Consider the following 25,512-nt stretch of genomic DNA (forward strand, 5'->3'; position numbering starts at 1 on the left):
GGCCGCCGGCACACTCGGGCGGCCCGCATGAAAAACAAAGCCCGGCGGTCATCCGTCGGGCTTTGTCGTCAGGTCGGCCGTGCGTCGAGCGGCCTATCGAAGCGCGCCGTCTTCCACGTCTGGATTCCGTGTCTGCCTTCCGCGCCTGGATCGCGGTGGACCGGCGCCCTCGCCGATCACCGCCTCGATCACCGCCTCGATCACTGCGCGCGTTCGTGCGCGACGATCGCGAAGCACTCGGCGACCGATCGAACGACGGGCGCCCAATCGCCCGGCTTCTCCTGCCGGAACTGCGTGAGCGTCGGATACCACGGACTGTCGATCCGCTCCTCCATCCAGCGCCAGCAACTGTCGAAGCGGTTCAGCAGCCAAACCGGCTTGCCGAGCCCGCCCGCGAGATGGGCGACGGCCGAATCGACCGAAATCACGAGATCGAGCTGGCTGACGAACGCGGCGGTCGAGGCGAAGTCCTCGAACTCTGCCGTCCAGTCGATCGCGCCGGGCAAGGGCTCGGCGGCCCCCTTTTGCAGCGAATAGCAGACCATGCCCGGATATCCGACGAGCGATGCGATGACGTCGAGCGGCACCGAACGGCTGCCGTTGCGCTGATGCAGCGGGCTGCCCGCCCAGCAGAGGCCCACGCGGAAACCTTCGTGCTGTTCAAGCCGCGCGCGCCAGGCATCGGCTTCGGCCGCGACCGGGAACAGATAGGGGACCGTGTTCGGCACGGTCTCGGGCGTCGAGCGAAACGCGCCGATCAAATTGTGCAGCGGAACGCGGACGTCGCCGGCATCGCGAAGTTGTCCGAACGGCACGACCTCGTCGACGCCGGGCGTGTTCGCGATGAGCCGCACGAGCTCGGGCTGACATTCGACGACCACGCGCGCGCCGAGCGCCTGGAGTTCGCTGGCATAGCGGACGAACTGCATCGTATCGCCGAGGCCGCTGTCGGACGACAACACGACCGTGCGTCCGTCCTGGCGGATCGGATGCCCCGCTTCGTCGACGAAGCGCCCGGTCTGATCGCCGATCTCCGGATAGCGCCCGCGCCAGATCCAGCCGATGCCGTTCGCGCCTTGCGCGAAATCGCCTTTTTTCAGGTATTGGCGCCCGCGCCAGATATGCGCGTCGGCATGATGCGGATCGATGCTCAAGGCTTCGTCGAGGTACGCGATCGCATCGTCGGTGCGGTTCGCGCTTTCGCAATACTTGCCGAGCGCGCAGAGCACGTCCGCCCGCTCCGCGCCCTCGAAGCGCGTACGGTTCGCGTCGAGCACCTCGATCGCCGCGTTGAAGTCTCCGAGCGCTTCGAGGCTCGTTGCCAGCGCGCGTATCGCGCGCCGCTCGTGCGGCGCGAGCACGAGCGCGCGCCGCAGCAACGCGCTCGCCTCGGCATGCCGGCCGGCGTCGCGCTGATGCTCGCCGAGATTGACGAGCGCATCGACATGATCGGGCTGCACGTCGAGCGCGCGCCGCAACAGCATCTCGCGCGACTCGCCGTCGCAGATCAGCGCGAGATTGTTCAGCGATGCGACATGGATCGGATCGGCTTCGAGAATCGCGACATAGGCATCGCGCGCCTCGACGAGGCGTCCATGCCGATGATGGTCGATCGCCGCGGCGAACGTCGCCTCCACATTGAAGGCCGCCTCGCGCGGGCGCTTCTTGAGCACGAACTCGATCGCCGACTCCGCGAGGCTGTACATTGTCTGGTCATAACGCGGCTGGCGATAGTCGAACGTCGAATCGAGCTTCTCGAGCTTGAGAATCTCGACCTCGCCCTGGAAATGCGCGAGCAGTTGAACGACGTTGATCGAGCGCGGCGACCAGCTCTCGGGCTTCAGGATCGTGAAGGTCCACTTGTGATCCTGATTGAACGTCGAGGGCCAGACGCCCTGTTCGTAGAGGTCCTCGTCGGGCACCGTGATGACCACGTGTCCGCCGGGCTTGCAGATCCGGATCCAGTTCGCGAGCGCGGTCACGGGATCGACGAGGTGTTCGAGGCAATGGCTCGAATGCACGAAGTCGTAGCTGTCGTCGGCGACGCCGTCCATGAGCATCGCATCGCCATCGGGCAGATCCCAGGGACGCACGGTCCGCATGAGCGGAAAGAAGTCCGACACTTTCGAGAGCGGGTCGGGCCCGCAGCCGATGTCGATGCCGTCTCCGACGATCCAGCGCGTGCCGAAACGTCGGTCGCTCGCACGGCGGAGCATTTGCTTGCTGGTTTCGTTTGCCATAGCGGTGCGCGCCTCAACCGAGTTCGTCGACGAGTCGCGTGAATTCCTTTTCCAGATTGCGCACGAAGCGCGGGGTATCGAACAGCACGCCGTCGCGCTTGACGTCGGCAAGACGCGCGCGCAGGTGGGCGAGCGCGCCGGGATCGAGCGCGAGCGCGACGGCCTTGTCCTCGTAGTCGCGCACGTCGGCCGTGATGAGTTCCGGCAGACCGCCCGCGGTCAGCAAGGCGCCCGCCATGCGCGACGCGAACGTGCGCCCCGTGCGCGTGAGCACGGGCAGTCCGGCCCAGAGCGCATCGTTGGCCGTCGTGCCCGCGTTGAACGGGAACGTATCGAGAAACAGATCGGCCGCGCTCAGACGCGCGAGATAGTCCTGCGGCGCGACGCGCGGCGCGAAGATCAGGCGCGCGCCGTCGACGCCGCGCTGCTGCGCCTCGCGACGCAGATTCGCCTCGGCGTACGGATTGTCGGCGAGCAGCCAGAGCACGCTGCCCGGCACGCGGCTCAGGATCCGCATCCAGACGTCGAACATCTCGGGCGTGAACTTGAAATTGTTGTTCAGCGAACAGAAGACGAAACCCGTCGGCGGCAGCCCCGCGCGCTCGCGCGTCGGCACGTCGCCGATCACGCGCTGCCGGTCGCTGACCTGGTAGACGTCGGGCAGATACAGCGGCGTCTCGCTGTAGTACTTCGCCGAATCCTCGGGAATCAGGAAGCGATCGGCGATCACATAGTCGATGAACGGAAAACCCGTCGTCGCGGGCAGGCCGAGATACGTGATCTGGATCGGCGCCGGACGCGCAGCGAGAATGCCCGTGCGCGCGCCGAAGGTCTGTCCCTGGAGATCGATCAGGATGTCGATCTCGTCGGCGCGAATGCGCTGCGCGGCGGCTTCGTCGCTGAGTTCGCCGATACGCTCGAAATGGTCGACCGCGTCGATCACGCGCTTGCGCAGGCTCGAACCGTCCTCGCGCGTCCAGCAGTACGCGTACACCTCGAAATGCTCGCGATCGTGCAGTTCGAACAGCTCGGCCGTCAGCATCGCGACCGGATGCAGACAGAGGTCTGAAGACAGATAGCCGATGCGCAGCTTCGCGTGACCGTAGCCGCGCCGCTCGGTCAAAGCGGGCACGTCGCAGTTCGTCTTCGTTTCGACGTAGTGGCGCGCCGCGCGCAACTGCGCTTCGGGATCGTCGGACTGCGAAATCATCGCGAGCGCCGACGTCGCGCGACGCATCGCGTCGACGCTCACGCGCGGCAGCGGCGCATAGACGGGCCACGTGCACATCTTCGCGCGCAGGAACACGAGATGATGGAGCACGTCGTTCTGATCGGGCTCGACGTCGAGGCTCCGGCAGAGCCAGTCGTGCGCGTCGGCGTACTTCTTTTCGATCTCGAACAGGCGTCCGAGGTTGTTCATCGCCTGCAGCCGGAACGACCGGTGTTCGAGATCGTTCGGCGACACGGTGTGCGCGACCCACATCCACTCGGCGAGCGCCGCCTGGGGTTGCCCCATGCGCTCGTAGATCATGCCGAGATTGAAGTGAGGCTGCGCGAACCCGGGCGAGAGCTCGATGGCGCGCAGATACGCCTTGCGCGCGTCGTCGAAGCGCGCAAGCGTGTTGTACGTCGCGCCGAGATTGAAGTGCACGAAATGGTTGAACGGCGTGGCGTTATGCGCGAGCCACGTTTCGTAGAGCACGGCGACAAGCTCATGCAAGCCGGCCGAACCGAGCACGTTGCCGTAGTCGATCAGTTCGGTCAGCGGCAGCGTGCCGCGCCATGCGCTCGCGATTTTGAACGCGTAGCCATGTTCGACCGGGGAAAGAACTTGATTCATGAACTCGGGTCGGTCCGTCTGTGGTCTTCGCTTGTCCGAGCTCACCCGATTGGCGAATCGACGCCGGCCGTCGACGCGACGCGTGCGCGTCGCTCAACGGAATTCATCAGGTCCGCGAACCGAATGGACGCTCGATGCCTCCCGGATCCGCCATCGCAAACCGGGCGGCACGCATGAAACAACGACTGGGGACATCGCGCGAGCGATATCCCCAGCCGGATTGTAATCGACGGGTGGATCGTACCGGACTTGGGGCATATCCCTGCCCCTCGACCCGCGTCGCGCGCGACGCGTTGCTCCGCGTGTCGACGGGCCGGAGCCCGGCGACACGTGGGAGCGGTGCGCGGTATTGCCCGCGCAGCCTGGTACGACAATCGAACCCGCTTATACCTGCAGCACCGAGACCTGATCCGAGGTCAGACCCGCGACCTGCGCAGCCGACAGCGAGTTCAGCTGCGTCAGCGTCAGCGAAGCGAGCTGGTCGGTCGACAGCGCGTCGATCTGATCGGACGTCAGGCCCTGGAGCTGGCCCGTCGTCAAGGTGCTGATCTCCGACGTGCTCAGACCCGCGACCGCGTCCGTCGTCAGACCGTTGAGCTGCGACGCGCTCAGGGCCTTGACATCGGACGTCGACAACGCGGCGACCTGAGCCGACGTCAGCGCGCCGATCTGCGCCGTCGCGAGGCTGACCGCTTGCGCCGTCGTCAGCACCGCGATCTGCGCCGAGCTCAGACCCGCGATGCCTGCCGCGCCGAGTGCCTGGACCTGGTTCGTCTTCAGGGCCGTGACATCGGTCGTCGAGAGTGCGCCGATTTGATCCGTCGTGAGACCCGCGACTTGCGTCGTCGTCAGACCCGCGACCTGCGCCGTCGTCAGCGCGCCGATCTGGTCGGTCGTCAGGCCGGCCGTGCCGACGTGGCCGATCTGCGTCGCCGACAGGGCGCGGATGTCGTTCGTCGAGAGCGCCGCGACTTGATCGGAGCTCAGGTTCGCGACTTGGACCGTCGAGAGACCCGCGACTTGTGCCGTCGTCAGCGCCGTGATGTCCGTCGTCGAGAGACTCGAGACTTCGGCCGTCGTCAGCGCGTTGAGGCCTGCCGTCGTCAGCGACGCGACTTGCGTCGAGCTCAGGGCCGCGACGCCCGTTGCGCCGAGCGCCGTCACCTGGTTCGTCTTCAGTGCCGCGACGTCGGTCGTCGAGAGCGCGCCGATCTGATCGGTCGTGAGGCCCGCGACTTGCGTCGTCGTCAGACCCGCGACTTGCGCCGTCGTCAGTGCGCCGATCTGATCCGTCGTCAGGCCAGCCGTACCGATATGGCTGATCTGCGTGGTCGACAGGGCACGGAGATCGGTCGTCGACAGTGCCGCGACTTGATCCGAGCTCAGATTCGCGACTTGCGTCGTCGAGAGACCCGCGACTTGCGCCGTCGTCAACGCCGAGATGTCCGTCGTCGAGAGGCTTGCGACTTCAGCCGTCGTCAGCGCGTTGAGGCCTGCCGTCGTCAGCGACGCGACTTGCGCCGAGTTCAGGGCCGCGACGCCCGTTGCGCCGAGTGCCTGAACTTGGTTCGTCTTCAGTGCCGCGACGTCGGTCGCCGAGAGCGCGCCGACCTGATCGGTCGTCAGGCCCGCGATTTGTGCCGTCGTCAGACCCGCGACTTGCGCCGTCGTCAGCGCGCCGATCTGGTCGGTCGTCAGACCCGTCGTGCCGAGGTGGCTGATCTGCGTGGTCGACAGGGCGCGGAGATCGGTCGTCGAGAGTGCCGCGACTTGATCCGAGCTCAGGTTCGCGACTTGCGTCGTCGAGAGACCCGCGACTTGTGCGGTGGTCAGTGCCGAGATGTCCGTCGTCGAGAGGCTCGAGACTTCAGCCGTCGTCAGCGCGTTGAGGCCCGCCGTCGTCAGCGAGGCGACTTGCGTCGAGGTCAGGCCCGCAACGCCCGTGGCACCGAGTGCCTGGACTTGGTTCGTCTTCAGCGCGGCGACGTCGGTCGTCGTCAGCGCGTCGACCTGCGTCGTCGTCAGACCCGCGACCTGCGCGGTCGTCAGGCTCGCGACTTGCGCCGTCGTGAGCGCGCTGATCTGATCCGTCGTCAGGCCTGCGGTACCGATATGGGCGATCTGCGTCACCGTCACCGCGCGCAGGTCCGTCGTCGTCAGCGCCGCGACTTGATCCGAGCTCAGGTTCGCGACTTGCGCCGTCGAGAGGCCCGCGACTTGCGCCGTCGTCAGTGCCGAGATGTCCGTCGTCGAGAGGCTCGAGACTTCAGCCGTCGTCAGCGCATTGAGTTCCGCCGTCGTCAGCGAGGCGACTTGTGTCGAGCTCAGCGCCGCGACGCCCGTCGCGCCGAGTGCCTGCACCTGGTTCGTCTTCAGGGCCGCGACGTCGGTCGCCGAGAGCGCGCCGATCTGGTCGGTCGTCAGCCCCGCGACTTGCGTCGTCGTCAGGCCCGCGGCCTGCGCCGTCGTCAGTGCGCCGATCTGATCCGTCGTCAGACCCGTCGTGCCGAGTTGATCGATCTGCGCGACCGACAGGGCCCGCAGGTCGGTCGTCGTGATCGCCGCGACCTGATCCGAACTCAGGTTCGCGACCTGCGTCGTCGTGAGCTTCGTGATCTGGATCGTCGTCAACACCCCGATCTGGTTGGTCACGAGACCGATCGTGTTCAACGCGGTGATCTGCGTGGCCGTCACGGCCTGGATGTCCGATGTCGTCAAGGCGCCGACCTGCGTCGACGTCAGGCGCGAGACCTGCACCGTCGACAGACCGGCGATCTGGTTCGTCGCGAGCGCGGCGATTTGGTCCGTCGTGAGGCTCGTGACCTGCACGCTCGACAGCGCGTTGAGTTCGGTCGTCGTCAAGGCGCCGACCTGCGTCGACGTCAGCGACGCAATGCCCGTCGCGCCGAGCGCGACGACCTGGTTCGTCTTGAGCGCGCGCAGATCGGCGGTCGAGAGACCCTGGACCTGATCGGACTGCAGCGCGGCGAGCGCCGCCGTGCTCAGCGTGACGATCGACGACGCGCTGATCGCGCCGATTTGCGACGAGTTCAACGCGGCAACGTCCGCGGAGCTCAGTGCTGCGATGTCGGCCGTTCCGAGCGCGGCAATTTGTTGCGTGGTAAACCCTGCAATCTGTGAGGGTGACAGCGACGAGATGATGGACGTCATTTATTCAATTCCTAGATGGGTTTCCACGTACCGTTGCGCTCGAGGCGGACTGCAAGCATCGGCAGGTTCGCGTCTGGAAAAACGGGTAACTCTTTCCCTTCAAATCACTTTCAATCCAAAAGTCCCCCGCATCCTCAGAGGGCTCCCATCCCGATATCGGCGTCCCTTTTGCGGACTTAAGAGCAATTCCAAAAAAAACTTTCCGCACATTACGTGAGTGTTCTCAAGCACTTGCGAACCCGAACACGCGTTTATACTGAACACGTCCACGCGCTTGGCGACGACTAAACAAATACGCAATAAATACCGATCCTTGGTGCCGGAGCCTCCATGCCATCAGTAGTGCCTTTTTTGTCGATCGTTATTCCGACTCACAATCGTCCGGCCCTGCTCGAAAGAGCGCTGAACTCGATCCGGTCGCAACGCAGCGCGCTGCCGTGCGAAATCATCGTGGTGTCCGATGCGGCGCATGCGGATAACGATGCGGTGTGTTTACGCGCGCTCGGCCCTGAAGATATTCAAGTTCGACGAAACGGCGCGCCGGGGCCGTCGGCAAGCCGTAATCTCGGCATCTCGCTCGCATCGGGGCGGTATTTGATGTTTCTCGACGACGACGACGCATGGCATCCCGGCTTCCTCGCGCGGGTCGCCGAGATGTCCGCGCTGCGCGAAGACCGCTTTGTTTATTTCGATTGCTCGGTCGTCACCGAAAATCGCGCTCAGCCTTTACCGGTGGCCATTTCGGAGCGAAAGCTCGACCTTTCGGCGCAACTCGACGAACGCGTCTTTGTGAAGAACCAGATTCATATGTCGTGCCTCGCTTTTCCGCGCCGCCTGATCGGCGACACGCGCTTCGACGCGCATATGCGAGCCTACGAAGACTGGGATTTCCAGCTCGCACTCTACGAAAAAGAATGGCCTCGGCATGTGCCGATACAGGCCTCCGTCGTTTATGAAGTAAACGATGAATCGACGGACCGTCGCGGAAGCAGCCAGAACGCGAATAACTTCCATGCGGTCATGGACTATCTATATGTCTATCGGCGACACCCCGCGCCGAGCGCGAACGTCCGCGAACAGCGTGCCGAACTCATGCGTCAGGTCGGTATTTCGGCGCCCGCTGAAGTGTTTTGACGCGTCGATTCTTTCTTTTTCATTCTATTTTTCTTTCACATCCTTTACCGCGACGGCGTTCATCAGTCGATCTTCATGGACCATTCACGCGCGCTGCACGAGTTCGACGGGTTCAAAAGCCGGACGATTTTCTGTCTTTGGACCGGCGACGAAGTCATGTCGCCCAACCGGATCCAGGCACTCTGGACGATCTATAACAACACGGCCTGCCCGATTGCGATGATCAATCGACACAGCGTCGAAGACTGGATCCGGCAGGATCATCCGCTGCACCCGGCCTATCCGTATCTGAGTTCGGTACACAAGTCCGACTACCTGCGGTGCTATTTGATGCACCACTACGGCGGTGGATATACGGACATCAAGATCACGAGCAAGAAGTGGTGGGGATTCTTCGAAGCGCTTGAAGCCTCGGACAAGCCGGTGCTCGGGTATGCCGAGCTGCCGCACGGGATTCCGCACGTCCAGGGCGAACTCGGGGATCGGATTCGCGGCGCGCACGCGGAGCTCATCGGTCTGTGCGCGTTCATCTTCAAGCGACAGTCTGCTTTGACGGCCGAATGGCTCAGGCAGACCGAGGCCTTGCTCGACCGCAAATTCGAAGCGCTGCAACGCCATCCGGCCTGCCATCCGCTCGATCAAACGGGCGTGCTGCTGCCGGACGGCACCCCGTCGCCGTATCCGCTGCGGTGGGCCGAGTTGCTCGGCGAGATCTTCCATCCGCTCGTCTATGCGCATCGCGCGGCGCTGCTGCAGGCGCCGATCGAACCGCATTTCGGCTCGTATCGTTAGCGCGCGATGCCGCGTCCGCGAGTCCGTGCGCCGGCCCCTGAAGACCGGCTCACGGCGTCGGGCTCATGACGTTGGGCTCATGACGTTGGGCTCAGGGCGTCGGCGCGCGAGGATGCATCCTCGAATCGGTGCGCCGAACGTCGGCGACCGGCCTCGACGCCAACGCCAACGCCGATTTTGCGTATCGCCGACGCGCTTGCGCAGCGCGTCGGCGCCTTCGATCAGCCGAGCCGCTGATCGGTCGACGGCTTGACCCAGAGATTCACGCCGCCTTCACGTGCATGGCTATCGATCTCGTCGAGCTCCTGCTGCGAGAACGCGAGGTTCTGAAGCGCCGCGACGTTCTCGACGATCTGCTCGGGCCGGCTTGCGCCGATCAGCGCCGAGGTCACGCGTGCGTCGCGCAGCGTCCACGCGAGCGCCATCTGCGCGAGACTCTGACCACGGCGTTTTGCGATCTCGTTGAGCTTGCGCACATGCGTGAGGTTCTGCTCGCTCAGGTGCGACACCTGCAGCGAGCCGCCGCCGGGCTGATTCACGCGCGCATCGGCCGGCACGCCGTTCAGGTACTTGTCGGTCAACAGCCCCTGGGCGAGCGGCGTGAACGCGATGCAGCCCGCGCCGGTTTCGTCGAGGGCGTCGAGCAGATCTTCCTCGATCCAGCGATTGAGCAGGTTGTACGACGGCTGATGAATCAGCAGCGGCACATTGAGCTCCTTGAGCAGCGCGGCCATCTCGCGCGTCTTCGCGCCCGAGTACGACGAAATGCCGACATAGAGCGCCTTGCCTTGCTGGACCGCGCTCGCGAGCGCGCCTGCGGTTTCTTCGAGCGGCGTGTCGGGATCGAAACGATGCGAGTAGAAGATGTCGACGTAGTCGAGACCCATGCGCTGCAGGCTCTGATCGAGACTCGCGAGCACGTATTTGCGCGAGCCGCCGCCCTGGCCGTACGGACCCGGCCACATGTCGTAGCCAGCCTTCGACGAAATCAGCAGTTCGTCGCGGTAGGGACGGAAGTCGTCCTTGAAGATGCGTCCGAAGTTCGTCTCCGCGGTGCCGTACGGCGGTCCATAGTTGTTCGCGAGGTCGAAATGCGTGATGCCGAGATCGAATGCGGTGCGCAACATCGCGCGCTGCCGGTCGATCGGTGTCGTGTCGCCGAAGTTGTGCCAGAGACCGAGCGAGATCGCGGGAAGCTGAAGACCGCGCTTGCCGCTGCGACGATAAGGGACGCGACCGTCGTAGCGATCGGATGCAGCAAGGTACGTCATCGTGTGTCCTCGAAATGGAAAACGGCCCGGTCTTGCGCCGGGTCGCGGCGCGGCGCCACGTGCAAAGCGGGAGGGCGCCGCAGGCGGCCGACTATAGCAAAGGGCCACCGTTCTTGCCGGCGCTGGCCACGTGCATGTCGGGCGGCGCGCTAGGCACGTCGGGAGTGTCGGCTGCGTCGGGCGTGTCAGCCGCGTTGGTGCGTTGGCACGTTGGGGCGTTGGGTGCACTGGGGCACGGGACGCATCAAACGCGTGGCGTGCTTTGCACGGCTCACGTCATTCGCGTCACAAACATGACAGGTCATCGACGCCGTTCACGCGACGCCGTTTGAAACCGATTGTGACGACCCATTGCCCGCCATCTCGCAATCCGCCACGATAGCGGCGGCGTGATACCTTCCTGCAATCCCCGGCGCGCGAACGCGTGCCTTCCTTGAGCGGAGCGGTTTGATGACGAGAGCGATTTCCCTGGCCCTGGTGATCGGTGGGGTGTTGCTGCTGTACTTCGGCGGCCAGTCGTTGCATTCGTTCGGCAACGACGTCTCGCGATTCTTTACGGGCGCGCCGACGGACAAGACGATCTGGCTGCTCGTCGGCGGCGCGGTCGCATTGATCGCCGGACTGATCGGCCTCGCGGCGTCGGCGCGGCAATAAGCGCCCGACGATTGCACGTCAGACGCGCCCGACTCGCGCACGCGCTTCGCTACACGCGGCTCCCGATCGACGCTTCGAGCTCGATCTCGGGCTTCGACGTCGAACGCGTGCCCGCCACGGGCGGATTGCTTTCGCCGCGATACGTGAAAACGAGCGAGAACTTGATCGCGTCGCTGAGATTCTTTCCCGCCGAGTGCAAGGTATTGCAGTGAAAAAACACGGCGTCGCCGGGCGCGAGACGCGGTGATTCGGCCGTCCGGATCAGCGCCGCGTTCTCGGCGTGGTCCGCCCGGAAAAACTTCGCTTCATCGAAGCGCGACGCATCGAACGGCATGCGGTGCGATCCGGGCACGAACCAGAGCGCGCCGTTGTCGATCTCCTCATCGCCGAGCGCGAGCCAGACCGACACGAGGTCCTCGCGCGTGAACGACCAGTATCGGATATCGCGATGCCATCCCGTCAAGCTCCCGTACAGCGGGTGCTTGGTCATCAGGCAGTTGTGATGCGCGCGCGACATGAACACGCGCTCGCCGAAATACTCGCGCATCCATGCCCCCGTCTGCGGCGAGGCGCCCCATTGCGCGAACAGCGGCTCGCGCGCGTAGGCGTCGAGCAGGCGTCGGACGGTTTCGCCGCCGGCCGCGTCGCGCGATGACGGTGCGCCCGGATACTGGAGGTCCGCTTCGAATTCGAGGGGGGCGGCGCGCGCCGCGAGATGCGCGCGCGCGGTGGCGTTGAGGTTCGCGAGCGCGTCGTCGGGAATGAAGCCCGGCACCACCACGAACCCTTTGTCGCGAAGTACTTCGATCTGCTGCTGCGTTGCATGCTGCCCGGCCATGACCCTCGACTCCCGTTCAAACCCTTCAGTGCGAATGCCGTTGAAGGTAACACGAGTCTCTTTGGGAAGGCGGCGCAGCGCGGCGCAATCGGAATCGCCCTACACCGGCGCGTGGGAATTCCACACCATCAGCAACACGGCCCCCATCGCGCCCATCGTTGCATTGAACGCGCGTGTCGCGGCCCCCGCGTCGATGTTCGCGTGCGGCCAACCCAGCGCGGCGCGCGCCCCGGCCGACAGCACGTCGGCCGCGGGCCGCCAGTGCGGCAGCCGGTGCGCATCGATGAGCGCGGACAGTTCGGCCGCATCACCGAGCGCGCGATCCGGGTTCCCGTGCAATCGGCTCAGCGCGCCGTCGACGACGAGCGCATGGGCCAGCGCATGGGGATCGGCCACGCGCCGCGCGCGTTCGAGCGCCATCGCACTCGCCGCGACGGCAGCCTCGGCATGGCCCGCCTGCCAGCGCGCGATCGCGAGCCAGGCGAGCGCCATCGTGCGTGCGTCCGCGCCGAACGTCAGATCGATGACCTGATCGGGTTGCGCGACCAGTACCGCTTCAAAGGCCGTGAGCGCTCTGCGCGTGCGTGCGCGGATCAGATGCGCGACGCCGATCGCGAGACGCGCCTGCGCGCGCGGAACGGAAACCAGCGTGGAAGCCGATGCCGGAGCGAATGCGGGGCTCGGGCTTGGATCTAGACCGACACCCGAGCCGAGATCTGAATCCGGACCCGAACTCGGACCTCGGCTTGAGCCTGGGCCTCGGTTCCGATTTGCGCTCCGGTTCAAACCGGACGCCGATGCGGGCACCGGCTCCGATCCGGATTCGGCGGCCGGTCCCGGATCGACGTGCTGTTCGACGAGCGCCAGGGTCGATGCGTGCGGCTCGGCGTCGAGTTCGCGCGCAAGCGCCCCCCTGCATCGTTCGAGCTCATGGAGCGCCTCGTCGCGGCGTCCGCTGCGCACGAGCAGATCGATCAGCAATTGCCAGCCCGGTTCATGGTGAGGCGCCAGTTCGACGAGCCGCCGCGCATACCGGATCGCCTCGACGATACGCCGCATCCGCGCTCGTTCGCGCGCGAGCCGCGTCAGCGCGAAGACAAGACGGCGCGCGTAGGCTTCGCGCTGGCTGTCGAGCCAAATATCGAAATCGGGCGCGTCGTCAATCCGCAGCCCCTGGAGCAGCGGCCCCCGGTAGAGTTCGATCGCGCGTGCGCAGCGATCGAGCGCCTCGGACGCGCGGTCGGCATCGCCCGAGAGACCGGGCGCGTCGTCAACCATCGGAATGACCGGATCCGTATCGGTCTCGAAGGCGATCGCGTCGACCCAGACCGTCGAAATCGGCGCGAGACGCACGACATACCGGTCGCCTTCGATACAGGCGTCGCCGAGCGCTTCGCGCAACTCGAACACCATGCGCTTGAGCTTGTCGCGCCCTTGCACGGTCGGTTCGTTGGGCCAGAACAATTCCGCGAGGCTGTCGCGCGTGTGGAATCCGCGTTCGAGCGCGAGGTAGGCAAGCAATCCCCGCGCTCGGTTGTATTTAAGCGTCGCAACACCGCCGGCTCGCTCGATGCGAGGCGGTCCGAGCACATACAAAGATACGGTCGGCGCGGTAGAAGACATGGAATCGTCGCGATCGAAACGCGGACGCTCAAAAATGCCGGAAATGAAAATGCAAATCGGCGAGATGGGATAGCACTATGCAGCAATTACCACGCCACTGCTCACCGGCCCATTCGGAAATATAAATCAGGAATATCCGATCGGGTGTATTTCAGGATGTCGCGCTAAAAACAAGCGCGCCCACGCCCGCCTGAAGGCGCTCGGGCGAAAAATGTCCTCGCCTCCCGCCGCGCGCATTCGACGCTTTCGAACGGATATCGCACGCCGTGTCACGCGATTCGCAATCGAATCGCCGGGCAATCGAAGGTGCGATTTACAACGACCGTGAATCGGTCGTTTAAGTAACCGATCACATATCGAATTTGGCCAATACGGTACCGTGCGCGCTTTTCAAGCGCGCACTCAAAACGATCGAGCGAAAACCGTCAATCGCGGCTCACCCGCCGAGCAAGGCCTTCAGATTCGCGAGACGGTCTTTCGGCGTCATCGGCGCCTCGTCGGCCGACGGCGGCGGCGCTTCGTCGAGCAGCATTTCCTGGATGAAACGCGAGGGCTCGCAGACGATCGTTTCGCGCGCGCGTTTGCGCTTCTTGCAATACGTGAGTTGGAGGCTGCGCTGCGCGCGCGTGATCGCGACGTACATGAGCCGCCGTTCCTCCTCGATGCGCGCGTCGTCGATCGGCTCGTCATCGTCGCTGCCGCCGCGATGCGGCATGATCCCTTCCTCGCAGCCGACGAGAAACACATGCGGATATTCGAGGCCCTTGGACGCATGAACCGTCGACAGACGCACCGCGTCGGGGTCTTCGTCGCGTCCTTCGAGCATCGACATCAGCGCGACGGTCTGGATCAGGCCCAGCAGGTTCTTGCCCGTGTCGGCAAGGCCGTCGGACGTATCGAAGCCCGTCGCGGCATCACCGTCGCCGCGCTCGCCCTCGACGGCCGCATCGACGCCCGCCGCTTCGGGCCGCGTGCCTTTCTTCTTGAGCCAGTCGAGAAATTCGAGCACGTTGGACCACTTGTTCTGCGCCTGCCGTTCGTCGAACGCGTCATACAGATAGGCTTCGTAGTGAATGCCTTCCATCATGTCGTCGAGCACGGTCGTCGCCGGATCGGTTTCGGCGCGCGCGGCAAGACGCTGGATGAAGTCGCAGAACGCGCGCATCGGCTCGATCTGCCGGTCGGACAAGCGCGCCTCGAGGCCGCCCATATAGACGGCTTCGAACAGCGACACCTTGGCCTGGCCCGCAAACGATCCGAGCGCCTCGAGCGTCACATTGCCGATGCCCCGTTTAGGCGTCGTGATCGCGCGAATCAAGGCCGGATCGTCGTCGTGATTCGCAATGAGCCGCAAATACGCGCAAATATCCTTGATTTCGGCACGGTCGAAAAACGAGGTGCCGCCCGACAGCACGTAGGGAATCCGCTCGCGGCGCAGCACCTGTTCGAAAATACGCGCCTGGAAATTGCCGCGATAAAGAATCGCATAATCGCGAAACTGAGCGCGGCGCTCGAATTTATGCGCCGAAAGACGGAAGACAACCGATTCGGCTTCATGCTCCTCGTCATTCGCGGGCGTCACGGTAATCGAATCGCCCATGCCGTGATCGCTCCAGAGCTTTTTCTCGAACAGCTTAGGATTCTTTGCGATCACATTATTTGCGGCCGTCAGAATGCGCACCGTCGAGCGGTAATTCTGTTCGAGCTTGATGACGTGAAGCTTCGGAAAATCGATCTGCAGTTGCTTGAGATTCTCCAGCGTCGCGCCGCGCCAGCCGTAAATCGCCTGGTCGTCGTCGCCGACGGCGGTAAATGCGGCGCGCGGTCCCGCGAGCAGTTTGAGCAACGAATACTGGCAGCTATTCGTGTCCTGATACTCGTCGATCAGCAGATAGCGCAGCTTGTTCTGCCAGCGATCGCGGACCGCTTCGTTCGCCTCGAACAACTCGGCCGGCAGCCGGATCAGGTCGTCGAAATCGACGGCCTGATACGCATGCAGCGTCGCGACGTAGTTCCGGTAGACCATCGCGGCGACGTGCTCGTCTTCGTTCTGCGCGTTCGCGAGCGCCTGCTCGGGCAGCACGAGCGCGTTCTTCCAGAGCGAGATCGTGTTCTGCACGCGGCGAATCAGCGGCTTGTCGGTCGTCGCGAGCTGCTCCTGGACCATCGCGAAGCAATCGTCCGAGTCCATGATCGAAAACTGCGGCTTGAGGCCCAGATGCTCGGCTTCCTTGCGCAGAATCTGCACGCCGAGCGAGTGGAACGTGCAGACCGTCAATTGATTGACGGGCACCTTGCGGCCTTCCTTTCCGGGCGTGGACAGCGTCTGGCCCTCGAGAAGCTTCGCGACGCGCTCGCGCATTTCGGCCGCCGCCTTGTTCGTGAACGTGACGGCGGCGATGTGGCGGGGCTCGAAGCCCTTGTCGACGATCAGATGCGCAATCTTCTGAGTAATCACGCGCGTCTTGCCGCTGCCCGCGCCCGCGAGCACGAGACACGGACCGTCGAGATAGCGCACGCCTTCGTTCTGGGCGGAATTAAGACCGGCGGACATCGATAGTGGGAAAACAACGCAAGGGGCGACGATGTTAACACGGGGCTTCGCGGCCCGATTCGACCCCAAGCGATGTCAAGGCTTCGTAATGAAGCGGATATTGAAGATGGTCATTTTGACGTTGAACCGATAAGCAGAGGGGTTTCTGCCGCTATTTCGACCGATTGACCGATGGACGTGCGTGCAAAAATAGGTGACGCTGCACCGTTGCGTCCTAATTCAATTTTTGATTCCCATGCTGAAAGTCGGTCTCGTCGGATATGGATTTGCCGGCGCGACGTTCCATGCGCCGCTGATCGAAGGCAGCGGACGTGCGAGCGTCGCGGCGATCGTTACGTCGCAGCCCGAGCGCGCGCGCGCCGATTGGCCGAGCGCGCGCATGCTCGCGTCGTATGACGATCTGCTCGCGGACCCGGCGATCACCGTGGTCGCGATCGCGACGCCGAACGACACCCACTTCGACCACGCGAAGCGTGCGCTCGACGCCGGCAAGCATGTCGTCGTCGACAAACCCGTCACGCTGAACGCCGCCGAGGCGCGCGCGTTGGCCGCGCTCGCGGCCCAGCGCGGCTTGTTGTTCGCGCCGTTTCACAACCGGCGCTGGGACGGCGACTTTCTGACGGTCCGCGCGCTGCTCGCGAGCGGCGTGCTCGGCCGCGTGACCTATTACGAATCGCACTTCGACCGCTTCCGGCCGGACGTCCGCGCACGCTGGCGCGAAGAGGCGTCGCGCGGCGGCGGCCTGCTCTACGATCTCGGACCGCATCTGATCGACCAGGCGCTCGCGTTGTTCGGCGCGCCGCAGACCGTGTCGGCGACGGTGACCGCGCGCCGCGACAACGCGAGCGCCGACGACTTCGTGCATCTCGTGCTCGGCTACGCCGAGCGCGACGTCGTGCTGCACGCGACGGTGCTGGCCGCCGCGCAGACGCCGCGTTACCTGATCCACGGCACGCGCGGCAGCTATACGAAATACGGTCTCGACTCGCAGGAAGACCAACTCCGCGCGGGCCTGCGTCCGGGCGATGCGGGCTGGGGCGCGAACCCGCCCGGACGCCTGCGCACGTCGGACGGCACGCTCGAACTCGACGGCGAGTTGACGACGCTCAACGGCGAATACGCGGCGTACTACGCCGCGGTCGCCGACACCATCGAACGTGGCGTGCCGTTCCCGGTCACGCCGGACCAGGCGGTCGACGTCATGACCGTGATCGAACTCGCGCGAGCGAGTCATGAACAGGGACAGCGATTGCCGTTCGAACGCGCCGCCACACCATGACGACAGACTTCGACATAGAAATCGACCCCGCGCAGATGCGTGCGGGCGACCCGCGCTCGACGAACTCGCGCAAGGCGCTGCTCACGCGGCTGCGCCAGTCGCAGTTCTCGGAAGAAAAAGCGCAGCGCGCGCTCGAGAACGACAGCGACGACGACGAGGACGCCGAGCCGCCACGGCCCAGCGTGTCGCCGCGCGGCGAACCGCCGCGCGACTGGGACGTCATCGTGATCGGCGGCGGCGCGACGGGGCTCGGTGTCGCGGTCGATGCGATGACGCGCGGCTTCCGGACGCTGTTGCTCGAACAACGCGACTTCGCGAGCGGCACGTCGAGCAAGGCGACCAAGCTCGTGCACGGCGGCGTGCGCTATCTCGCGCAGCGCAATTTCCCGCTCGTCAAGGAAGCGCTGCATGAGCGCGGCCTGCTGCTCAAGAACGCGCCGCACCTCGCGAAACCGCTCGGCTTCGTGGTGCCGACGTACAAATTCCACGAGAAGCCGTTTTACCAGCTCGGTCTCAAGGTCTACGACCGTCTGGCCGGCCCGCTCAATATCGCGCGCAGCCGCGCGCTGTCGCGCCAGCAAACGCTCGACGCCGCGCCGACGCTCAACGCCGAGCATCTGCGCGGCGGCGTGCTCTATTACGACGCGCAGTTCGACGATGCGCGCCTCGCGGTTGCGCTCGCGCGAACCGTCGCCGATCACGGCGGCCTCGCGCTCAACTATATGAAGGTCACGGGCCTGCTCAAGTACCAGGACCCGATGTTTCCGCTGTCGACGCACCGCGTGTCGGGCGTCTCGGTCACCGATACGGAAACCGGCGAATCGTTCGAGGTCACCGCGCACTGCGTGATCAACGCAACGGGCGTCTGGACCGACAGCGTGCGCCGGCTCGACGACGCGAACGCCTATTCGACGGTCAAGCCGAGCCAGGGCACGCACCTCGTGCTCTCGCGCGATTTTCTGCCCGGCGACAAGGCGATTCTCGTGCCGCGCACCGACGACGGACGCGTCTTGTTCATGGTGCCCTGGCTCGGCCATACGCTTGTCGGCACGACCGATACGCCGCGCGGCGATCTGCCGCTCACCGAACCCTCGGACCCGACGCCGCTCGACGACGAGATCGACTTCATCCTGCAGACGGCCGCGCGCTACCTGACGCGCGCGCCGCAACGGGCCGACGTCTTGTCGGCGTGGGCCGGCCTGCGGCCGCTTGCCGATGCGCGCCCGAGCGAGGGCCCGACGTCGCAGATCTCGCGCGAGCACACGATTTCGGTGTCGAACTCGGGGCTCGTCAGTGTGACGGGCGGCAAATGGACGACGTACCGGAAGATGGCCGAGGACGTGCTCAACGCGTGCTTCACGGCGCATCTGCTCGAAACGCGTCCGTGCGCGACCGAATCGCTGCGGCTGCACGGTGCGCCGCGGCTCGGCGAATTCAGCGACAGCGAGTACGGCACCGATGCGCAGTCGCTGCCGATGATCGAGGGCGCCGACGAACGCATCGTGCCGCAGTTCGATCTGACGATCGGACAGGTCCGGTATGCGGCGCGCTGCGAATATGCGCGCACGGTCGAGGACGTGCTCGCGCGCCGGCATCGCTGCCTGATGCTCAATGCGCGGGCAGCGCTCGCGGCAGCGCCGCGCGTCGCGTTGACGCTCGCGCTCGAACTCGGGCATCCGCCGGTCTGGATCGAGAAGCAGCTCAAGGAATTTTCGAAGGTCGCGGCGCCGTTCCGCGTGACCTCGCGCGACGGCGCGCCCGAATCGACGCGGCCCGAGTATCAGGCCGCGATCACGGCCGCGCATCAGGCCGCGGCCCAGCAGGCGCTCAACGAACAAGCCGCCGCGCGCGCCGCGCAGGCGGCCGCGCCCGCGCCGGCGTCGGAACCCGTGTCGGCTTCGGAACGCGCGGCCCAGCCGGAGGCGACAGCCGCGCCGGCGGCCCCGGTCACGGCATCGGCTCCGGTGTCGGCATCCGCGCCGATCGCGGCACCGGCTCCGGCGCCCGCGTCCGAATCCGCCGCGGCACCCCATGCGGCTTCGGCATCGGATGTCGCGCCGATGCCTGCGCCAGTGCCCGCGCCGACTTCGGGGCCCGCGTCAGGCTCTGCTTCGGCGGCATCGCCCGTCTCCGCGGAGACATCGGCTCGCGCATCGACACCGGCACCGGCACCGACTTCGGCAGCCGGATCGGCGACTGCGCCGGTATCTGCATCTCCATCTGTGCCTGCACGTGCGCCGGCTTCCGCGCCCGCCGCGACGCCGGTTCGTGCAACGCCGCCCGCTGGAGCACCAGTCTCGCCGAGTCCGGCCGCTTCGGCTCCGGCCACGACGCCCGCGCGTCCTGCTGCACCAGCACCTGCACCTGCTTCGGCTTCGGCCCCCGCGGCGAAGCCTGCTCCGGCGGTCACGCCCGCGCGTGCGGCGACACCGGCTCCTGCGACCGCACCTGCGCGTACGCCGGTCTCGTCGGGCGCGCCGACTTCGGCTCCTGCTCCTGCTCCGACGCCCGCGCGCCCGGCCGCGTCGACCCCCGCGGCTGCACCGGCGCGTGCGCCCGTCTCCCCGGCAGCGCCGACCTCGGCATCCGCCGCAGCACCTGCGCGTGCGGCGGCCCCCGCACCGGCCCCCGCGATGACGCCGACGCGTACGCCTGCGCCGACGTCCGCCACGCCTGCGGCTTCGGCACCGGCGCCCACCCCTGTGCCGCCGTCCGCGCCGGCACGGCCGACCGCGCCCGCCACCGCGCAAGCATCGGCGCCGGCGGCGTCCGGCGCCCCCGCGACGACCGCCTCGCGGCCGCCCGAAGCGCCCGCGACAACGGTGCCCGGACGCTGAACCGAGCGCCCCGCGCGCCCGGCTATTGTCCATTTGACACTGGCCGGGCCGCTGGCATACAGTCGCGGGGCGCGTCGGGAGAGCGCGGTGAACGTCGCCGTTCATCGCCGCCGAAGGGGAACACCCGCAAACTCTCAGGCAAAAGGACCGTCGCGCCGGCAACCTCGATCGCCGCGCAGTTCGATCCCCGGCTCCGCCCCCGCGCATAGTCCCGCACGGGTCCGGCACACCGGACGCATCGACAGGCGTCGGTCTCGTTGACGTATCTCTGGAGAGCGACGGCACGCTGCGCCCATGCGCGGCGCGAACCGTCCACCGAAGGGGCACGCGCAGCCCGACGCCCGCAGGCGTCACGAAGCTGCGTCATCTCTCAGGTAAAAGGACAGAGGGGAACCTGTTCAGGTCGCTTTGCGGCCTGGCTCCCTTTGTTCCGTACCTGCAGAGCGCGACGCCCCATGACCACGCTGAAACACACCCCGCTGAACTCCGTGCATCGCGCCGCCGGCGCCCGCATGGTCGACTTCGGCGGTTGGGACATGCCCGTCAACTACGGTTCCCAGATCGAAGAGCACAAGGCCGTGCGAACCGATGCCGGCATGTTCGACGTCAGCCATATGTGCGTCGTCGACGTCACGGGGCCCGCGGGCTCCGACGCCGCGCGGCGTTTCCTGCGCTATGCCGTCGCGAACAACGTCGACAAGCTCGCCACGCCCGGCAAGGCGCTCTACTCGTGCATGCTCAATCCGCACGGCGGCGTCGTCGACGATCTGATCATCTATTTCTTCCGCGACGACTTCTTCCGGATCGTCGTCAACGCGGCGACCGCCGACAAGGACCTCGAATGGCTCGGCGAACTCAATGCCGAAGGCGAATTCGGTCTCACGATCTCGCCGCGCCGCGAACTCGCGCTGATCGCGGTCCAGGGACCGAACGCGCGCGCCAAGGTCTGGCAGGTGCTGCCCTCGGCACGAGCCGCGACCGAAGGACTCAAGCCGTTCAACGCCGCGACGGTCGCCGACACGCCGTTCGGCGAAACGATGATCGCGCGCACGGGCTACACGGGTGAAGACGGTTTCGAGATCGCGCTGCCGGCCGAACACGCCGCGGCGCTCTGGAACGCGCTCGCCGGCGCGGGCGTGCGGCCCGCCGGTCTCGGCGCGCGTGACACGCTGCGCCTCGAAGCCGGCATGAATCTCTACGGCCAGGACATGGACGACGCCGTCTCGCCGCTCGACGCGGGGCTTGCATGGACCGTCGATCTCGTCTCGGCGCGCGATTTCGTCGGCAAAACCGCGCTGCGCCCCGACGCCGCGAAGGCGTTCGTCGGCCTCGTGCTGCGCGAGAGCGGCGGCGTGCTGCGCGCGCATCAGAAAGTCGTGACCGCGCATGGCGACGGCGAAATCACGAGCGGCACGTTCTCGCCGACGCTCGAACGCTCGATCGCATTCGCGCGCGTGCCGGCCGCCGTTTCGGTTGGCGACACCGTCGAGGTTCTCATTCGCGACAAGGCATTGTCAGCGAGCGTCGTTAAACTGCCGTTCGTGCGCAATGGCAAGGCGCTCGTGTCGTAAGTCAAACGGATCGAACCGCCGGCATCCGGGCCGCCACGCAATGGCCGCCTGCCGGACCCAACCATCAGAACAATCGAACAAGGAATCGACATGTCCGTTCCAGCAGATCTGAAGTACACCGAGTCCCACGAATGGATTCGTCTCGAAAGCGACGGCACCGTGACGGTCGGCATCACCGACCACGCGCAGGAAGCCCTCGGCGACATCGTGTTCCTCGAACTTCCGGACGCCGGCAAGGCCGTCTCGGCGGGCGACGCGATCGCCGTCATCGAGTCGGTCAAGGCGGCGTCGGACATCTACGCGCCCGTCGCGGGCGAGATCGTCGCGTCGAACACGGAACTGGCCGGTGCGCCCGACAAGGTCAACGCCGAGCCGTACGCGTCGTGGCTCTTCAAGCTCAAGCCGGCCGACGCGGCGTCGCTCGACGGCTTGCTGACGGCGCAGGCCTATAGCGCGTCGATCGGCGAATAAGCGATCAGGCGCCTGGGCGCGTCGCGCGGCATCACGCCGCGGCGCGCCCAGGCGCCGCAGTACGGGCGCCGTCCGCGCGGCGGTCGCCTTCATTGATGCCGGGCGGTCCGGCCCGACGATCGAGTTCGACCGTACTCGATCGTCAGGCCGCCCCCTTCGCAGCACGACACGCTGCGCCACCCGCGGGCTCGCCCGCGTGCAGCACACCATGCAGGACCTTGCCATGAAGCTCGAACATCCGACCCAGATCGATCGCCCGTCGCTCGCGACGCTCGAACGCCATGATGCGTTCGCCGAACGCCATATCGGCCCCGATTCCGCCGAGCAGCGCGAGATGCTCGCGGCGCTCGGCTTCGCGTCGCGCGACGCGTTGATCGACGCCGTGATCCCGGCCGGCATCCGCCGCCGGGACGCGCTGCCGCTCGGACCGTTCGCGCAACCGAAAAGCGAAGCCGAGGCGCTCGCCGCGCTGCGCAAGCTCGCCGACAAGAATCAGGTTTTCCGGACCTATATCGGACAAGGCTATTACGGCACGCATACGCCGGCGGTGATCCTGCGCAACGTGCTCGAGAACCCCGCCTGGTATACGGCCTACACGCCGTATCAACCCGAGATTTCGCAAGGCCGTCTCGAAGCGCTGCTCAACTATCAGCAGATGATCACGGACCTCACGGGTCTCGCGATCTCGAATGCGTCGATGCTCGACGAAGCCACCTCGGCGGCCGAGGCGATGACGCTCGTGCACCGCGTCGGCAAGCCGAAGTCGAACGTGTTCTTCGTCGCCGACGACGTCTTGCCGCAGACGATCGAAGTCGTGCGCACGCGCGCCGAGCCGCTCGATATCGAGGTCAAGGTCGGTCCCGCATCGGATGCCGCGCACGCGAACGCATTCGGCGTGCTGCTCCAGTACCCGGGCGCCAACGGCGACGTGCGCGACTACCGCGCGCTTGCCGAAGCCGTCCATGCGGACGGCGGCCACGTGATCGCCGCGGCCGATCTGCTCGCGCTCACGCTGCTCACGCCGCCCGGCGAATGGGGCGCCGACGTCGCGATCGGCAACTCGCAACGCTTCGGCGTGCCGCTGGGCTTCGGCGGTCCGCACGCGGCCTACCTCGCCGTGCGCGATGCGTTCAAGCGCCAGATGCCGGGCCGTCTCGTCGGCGTGACCGTCGACGCGCAAGGCAAGCACGCGCTGCGCCTCGCGCTGCAAACCCGCGAGCAACATATCCGCCGCGAAAAGGCGACTTCGAATATCTGCACGGCGCAGGCGCTGCTCGCGATCATGGCGAGCATGTACGCGGTCTACCACGGTCCCGCGGGCTTGCGCGGCATCGCGCAGCGCGTCGCGCGCATGACCGCGATCCTCGCGGCCGGCCTGCGCAAGCTCGGCTATCCGATCGTCAACGCCAGCTTCTTCGATACGCTGACGCTCACGTCGGGCGCGCATACGGACGCGTTGCACGCGGCGGCGGCGGCTCGCCGTTTGAACCTGCGCGCGATCGACGCGCAGACGGTCGGCGTGTCGATCGACGAAACGACGACGCGCGCCGATCTGCTCGATCTCTGGAGCGCGTTCGCCGAAGCCGCGAACGTCGACGCACTCGTCGCATCGGATATCGACGCCTTCGACGCCGACGCGCAGGACGGCTTCGACGCGACCCTGCGCCGCGAGACGCCGTTCCTCACGCACCCGGTGTTCAATCGCCATCACAGCGAACACGAGATGCTGCGCTATCTGCGCGGCCTCGCGGACAAGGATCTCGCGCTCGACCGCACGATGATTCCGCTCGGCTCGTGCACGATGAAGCTCAATGCGACGTCGGAGATGCTGCCCGTCACGTGGCCCGAGTTCGCCGACATCCATCCGTTCGCCCCCGCCTCGCAGACCGTCGGTTACCGCGAGCTCGTCTCGCAGCTCGAAGCGATGCTCGTCGCCGCGACCGGCTATGCGGCCGTGTCGCTGCAACCGAATGCGGGTTCGCAGGGCGAATACGCGGGTCTGCTCGTGATCCGCAAGTACCACGCGTCGCGCGGCGAAGGCCATCGCGATGTCTGCCTGATCCCGGCATCGGCGCACGGCACGAACCCCGCGTCGGCGCAGATGGCCGCGATGCGCGTCGTCGTCGTCGCCTGCGACGCGAACGGCAACGTCGATATCGACGATCTGCGCGCGAAGGCGGCCGAACACGCCGAGCGTCTCGCGGCGATCATGATCACGTACCCGTCGACGCACGGTGTGTTCGAGCAGAACGTCCGCGAAATCTGCGACGTCGTGCATGCGCACGGCGGCCAGGTCTACGTCGACGGCGCGAACATGAACGCGATGGTCGGTCTGTCGGCGCCGGGCCAGTTCGGCGGCGACGTCTCGCACCTGAACCTGCACAAGACGTTCTGCATTCCGCACGGCGGCGGCGGCCCGGGCGTCGGCCCGATCGGCGTCGGCGCGCATCTTGCGCCGTTCCTGCCGAACCAGGTCTCGACCGGCTATGTGCGGGGCGAGCACGGCATCGGCGCGGTATCGGCCGCGCCGTACGGATCGGCCGCGATCCTGCCGATCTCGTGGATGTATATCGCGATGATGGGCGCAAGCGGTCTGCAGGCCGCGACCGAGAACGCGATCCTCAGCGCGAACTACGTCGCCAAACGGCTCTCGCCGCACTTCCCGGTGCTGTACTCGGGTCCGGGCGGACTCGTTGCGCATGAGTGCATCATCGATCTGCGGCCGATCAAGGAGTCGAGCGGCATCAGCGTCGACGACGTCGCGAAGCGGCTGATGGATTTCGGCTTCCATGCGCCGACGATGAGCTTTCCGGTCCCCGGCACGCTGATGATCGAGCCGACCGAGTCGGAGCCCAAGATCGAACTCGACCGGTTCGTCGAAGCGATGACCGCGATCCGCGACGAGATCCGGGCCGTCGAGGAAGGCCGCGCGGATCGCGAGGACAACCCGCTGCGCCATGCGCCGCATACGGCGGCCGTCGTCACGGCGAACGACTGGGCGCATGCGTACACGCGCGAGCAGGCCGCGTATCCCGTCGCCTCGCTGCACACGAACAAGTATTGGCCGCCGGTCGGACGGGCCGACAACGCGTATGGCGACCGCAATCTGTTCTGTTCGTGTATCCCCGTGTCGGACTACGCCGCCGACTGACGCGGCGCCGGCCGATCGCCGGCGTCGGGTTGTCGTCAGGCTGTAGTTAGTGCGCGCCGGTGCCCGAGCAGTTAACATCTGAGGCG

At 66.2% G+C, this 25,512-nt stretch carries 14 protein-coding genes, 1 pseudogene and 2 riboswitches; of the genes and pseudogenes, 8 read left to right on the forward strand and 7 right to left on the reverse strand.

Going from position 1 to position 25,512, the window contains the following annotated elements; all coding sequences use genetic code 11:
- Window positions 1-200: 200 nt before the first annotated feature.
- From D7S86_RS00335 to D7S86_RS00345, 3 genes are all read right to left on the reverse strand, one after another.
- Window positions 201-2,240 (reverse strand): tetratricopeptide repeat protein, encoded by a 2,040-nt coding sequence (locus D7S86_RS00335; RefSeq protein ID WP_121082028.1) that lies wholly within the window; start codon window positions 2,238-2,240, stop codon window positions 201-203.
- A 13-nt stretch (window positions 2,241-2,253) separates the two neighbouring features.
- Window positions 2,254-4,080 (reverse strand): O-linked N-acetylglucosamine transferase, SPINDLY family protein, encoded by a 1,827-nt coding sequence (locus D7S86_RS00340; RefSeq protein WP_121082030.1) that lies wholly within the window; start codon window positions 4,078-4,080, stop codon window positions 2,254-2,256.
- Window positions 4,081-4,464: 384 nt separating this feature from the next.
- Window positions 4,465-7,251 carry a beta strand repeat-containing protein gene (locus tag D7S86_RS00345; RefSeq protein ID WP_121082032.1) on the reverse strand — a complete coding sequence of 929 codons (2,787 nt, stop codon included), beginning with the start codon at window positions 7,249-7,251 and terminating at the stop codon, window positions 4,465-4,467.
- Between the two features lie 330 nt (window positions 7,252-7,581).
- On the opposite strand from D7S86_RS00345, the gene D7S86_RS00350 reads away from it, so the two are divergent.
- Together D7S86_RS00350 and D7S86_RS00355 are read left to right on the forward strand one after the other, a co-directional pair.
- Window positions 7,582-8,385: a glycosyltransferase family 2 protein gene (locus D7S86_RS00350; RefSeq protein WP_121082034.1), complete on the forward strand. Its 804-nt coding sequence runs from the start codon at window positions 7,582-7,584 to the stop codon at window positions 8,383-8,385.
- Between the two features lie 75 nt (window positions 8,386-8,460).
- Window positions 8,461-9,177 (forward strand): glycosyltransferase family 32 protein, encoded by a 717-nt coding sequence (locus tag D7S86_RS00355; protein ID WP_121082036.1) that lies wholly within the window; start codon window positions 8,461-8,463, stop codon window positions 9,175-9,177.
- Between the two features lie 221 nt (window positions 9,178-9,398).
- Here D7S86_RS00355 and mgrA read toward each other — a convergent pair whose 3' ends face one another.
- Window positions 9,399-10,448: an L-glyceraldehyde 3-phosphate reductase gene (mgrA, locus tag D7S86_RS00360; protein ID WP_121082038.1), complete on the reverse strand. Its 1,050-nt coding sequence runs from the start codon at window positions 10,446-10,448 to the stop codon at window positions 9,399-9,401.
- Between the two features lie 450 nt (window positions 10,449-10,898).
- On the opposite strand from mgrA, the gene D7S86_RS00365 reads away from it, so the two are divergent.
- A complete protein-coding gene (locus D7S86_RS00365; protein ID WP_121082039.1) occupies window positions 10,899-11,102 on the forward strand; it encodes a DUF3185 family protein in 204 nt (67 codons plus the stop codon).
- Between the two features lie 49 nt (window positions 11,103-11,151).
- Here D7S86_RS00365 and D7S86_RS00370 read toward each other — a convergent pair whose 3' ends face one another.
- The 3 genes from D7S86_RS00370 to D7S86_RS00380 all read right to left on the reverse strand — a co-directional run bounded on the left by D7S86_RS00370 (window position 11,152) and on the right by D7S86_RS00380 (window position 16,117).
- Window positions 11,152-11,940 (reverse strand): phytanoyl-CoA dioxygenase family protein, encoded by a 789-nt coding sequence (locus tag D7S86_RS00370; protein WP_121082041.1) that lies wholly within the window; start codon window positions 11,938-11,940, stop codon window positions 11,152-11,154.
- 99 nt (window positions 11,941-12,039) lie between these two features.
- On the reverse strand, window positions 12,040-13,461 hold the full coding sequence (locus tag D7S86_RS00375; RefSeq protein ID WP_158601827.1) for an AfsR/SARP family transcriptional regulator: 1,422 nt from the start codon (window positions 13,459-13,461) through the stop codon (window positions 12,040-12,042).
- Between the two features lie 538 nt (window positions 13,462-13,999).
- A complete protein-coding gene (locus D7S86_RS00380) occupies window positions 14,000-16,117 on the reverse strand; it encodes a UvrD-helicase domain-containing protein (protein WP_121082045.1) in 2,118 nt (705 codons plus the stop codon).
- Between the two features lie 235 nt (window positions 16,118-16,352).
- On the opposite strand from D7S86_RS00380, the gene D7S86_RS00385 reads away from it, so the two are divergent.
- From D7S86_RS00385 to gcvP, 5 genes and pseudogenes are all read left to right on the forward strand, one after another.
- Window positions 16,353-17,396: an oxidoreductase gene (locus D7S86_RS00385; protein ID WP_420813181.1), complete on the forward strand. Its 1,044-nt coding sequence runs from the start codon at window positions 16,353-16,355 to the stop codon at window positions 17,394-17,396.
- A gap of 182 nt (window positions 17,397-17,578) precedes the next feature.
- Window positions 17,579-19,135, forward strand: a pseudogene (locus D7S86_RS30035) (glycerol-3-phosphate dehydrogenase/oxidase); the annotation flags it as partial.
- A 1,163-nt stretch (window positions 19,136-20,298) separates the two neighbouring features.
- Window positions 20,299-20,393: riboswitch (glycine riboswitch) on the forward strand.
- A 98-nt stretch (window positions 20,394-20,491) separates the two neighbouring features.
- A riboswitch (glycine riboswitch) is annotated at window positions 20,492-20,629 on the forward strand.
- Window positions 20,630-20,688: 59 nt separating this feature from the next.
- Window positions 20,689-21,804: a glycine cleavage system aminomethyltransferase GcvT gene (gene gcvT, locus D7S86_RS00395; RefSeq protein WP_121082049.1), complete on the forward strand. Its 1,116-nt coding sequence runs from the start codon at window positions 20,689-20,691 to the stop codon at window positions 21,802-21,804.
- A 90-nt stretch (window positions 21,805-21,894) separates the two neighbouring features.
- Entirely contained in the window at window positions 21,895-22,275 is a 381-nt protein-coding gene (gcvH, locus tag D7S86_RS00400; RefSeq protein WP_121082051.1) for a glycine cleavage system protein GcvH, read from the forward strand.
- Window positions 22,276-22,498: 223 nt separating this feature from the next.
- Window positions 22,499-25,426: an aminomethyl-transferring glycine dehydrogenase gene (gene gcvP / locus D7S86_RS00405; protein ID WP_121082053.1), complete on the forward strand. Its 2,928-nt coding sequence runs from the start codon at window positions 22,499-22,501 to the stop codon at window positions 25,424-25,426.
- The last annotated feature ends 86 nt before the right edge of the window (window positions 25,427-25,512 follow it).

This window comes from Pararobbsia silviterrae (assembly GCF_003628125.1).
Taxonomy (GTDB): Bacteria; Pseudomonadota; Gammaproteobacteria; order Burkholderiales; family Burkholderiaceae; genus Pararobbsia; species Pararobbsia silviterrae.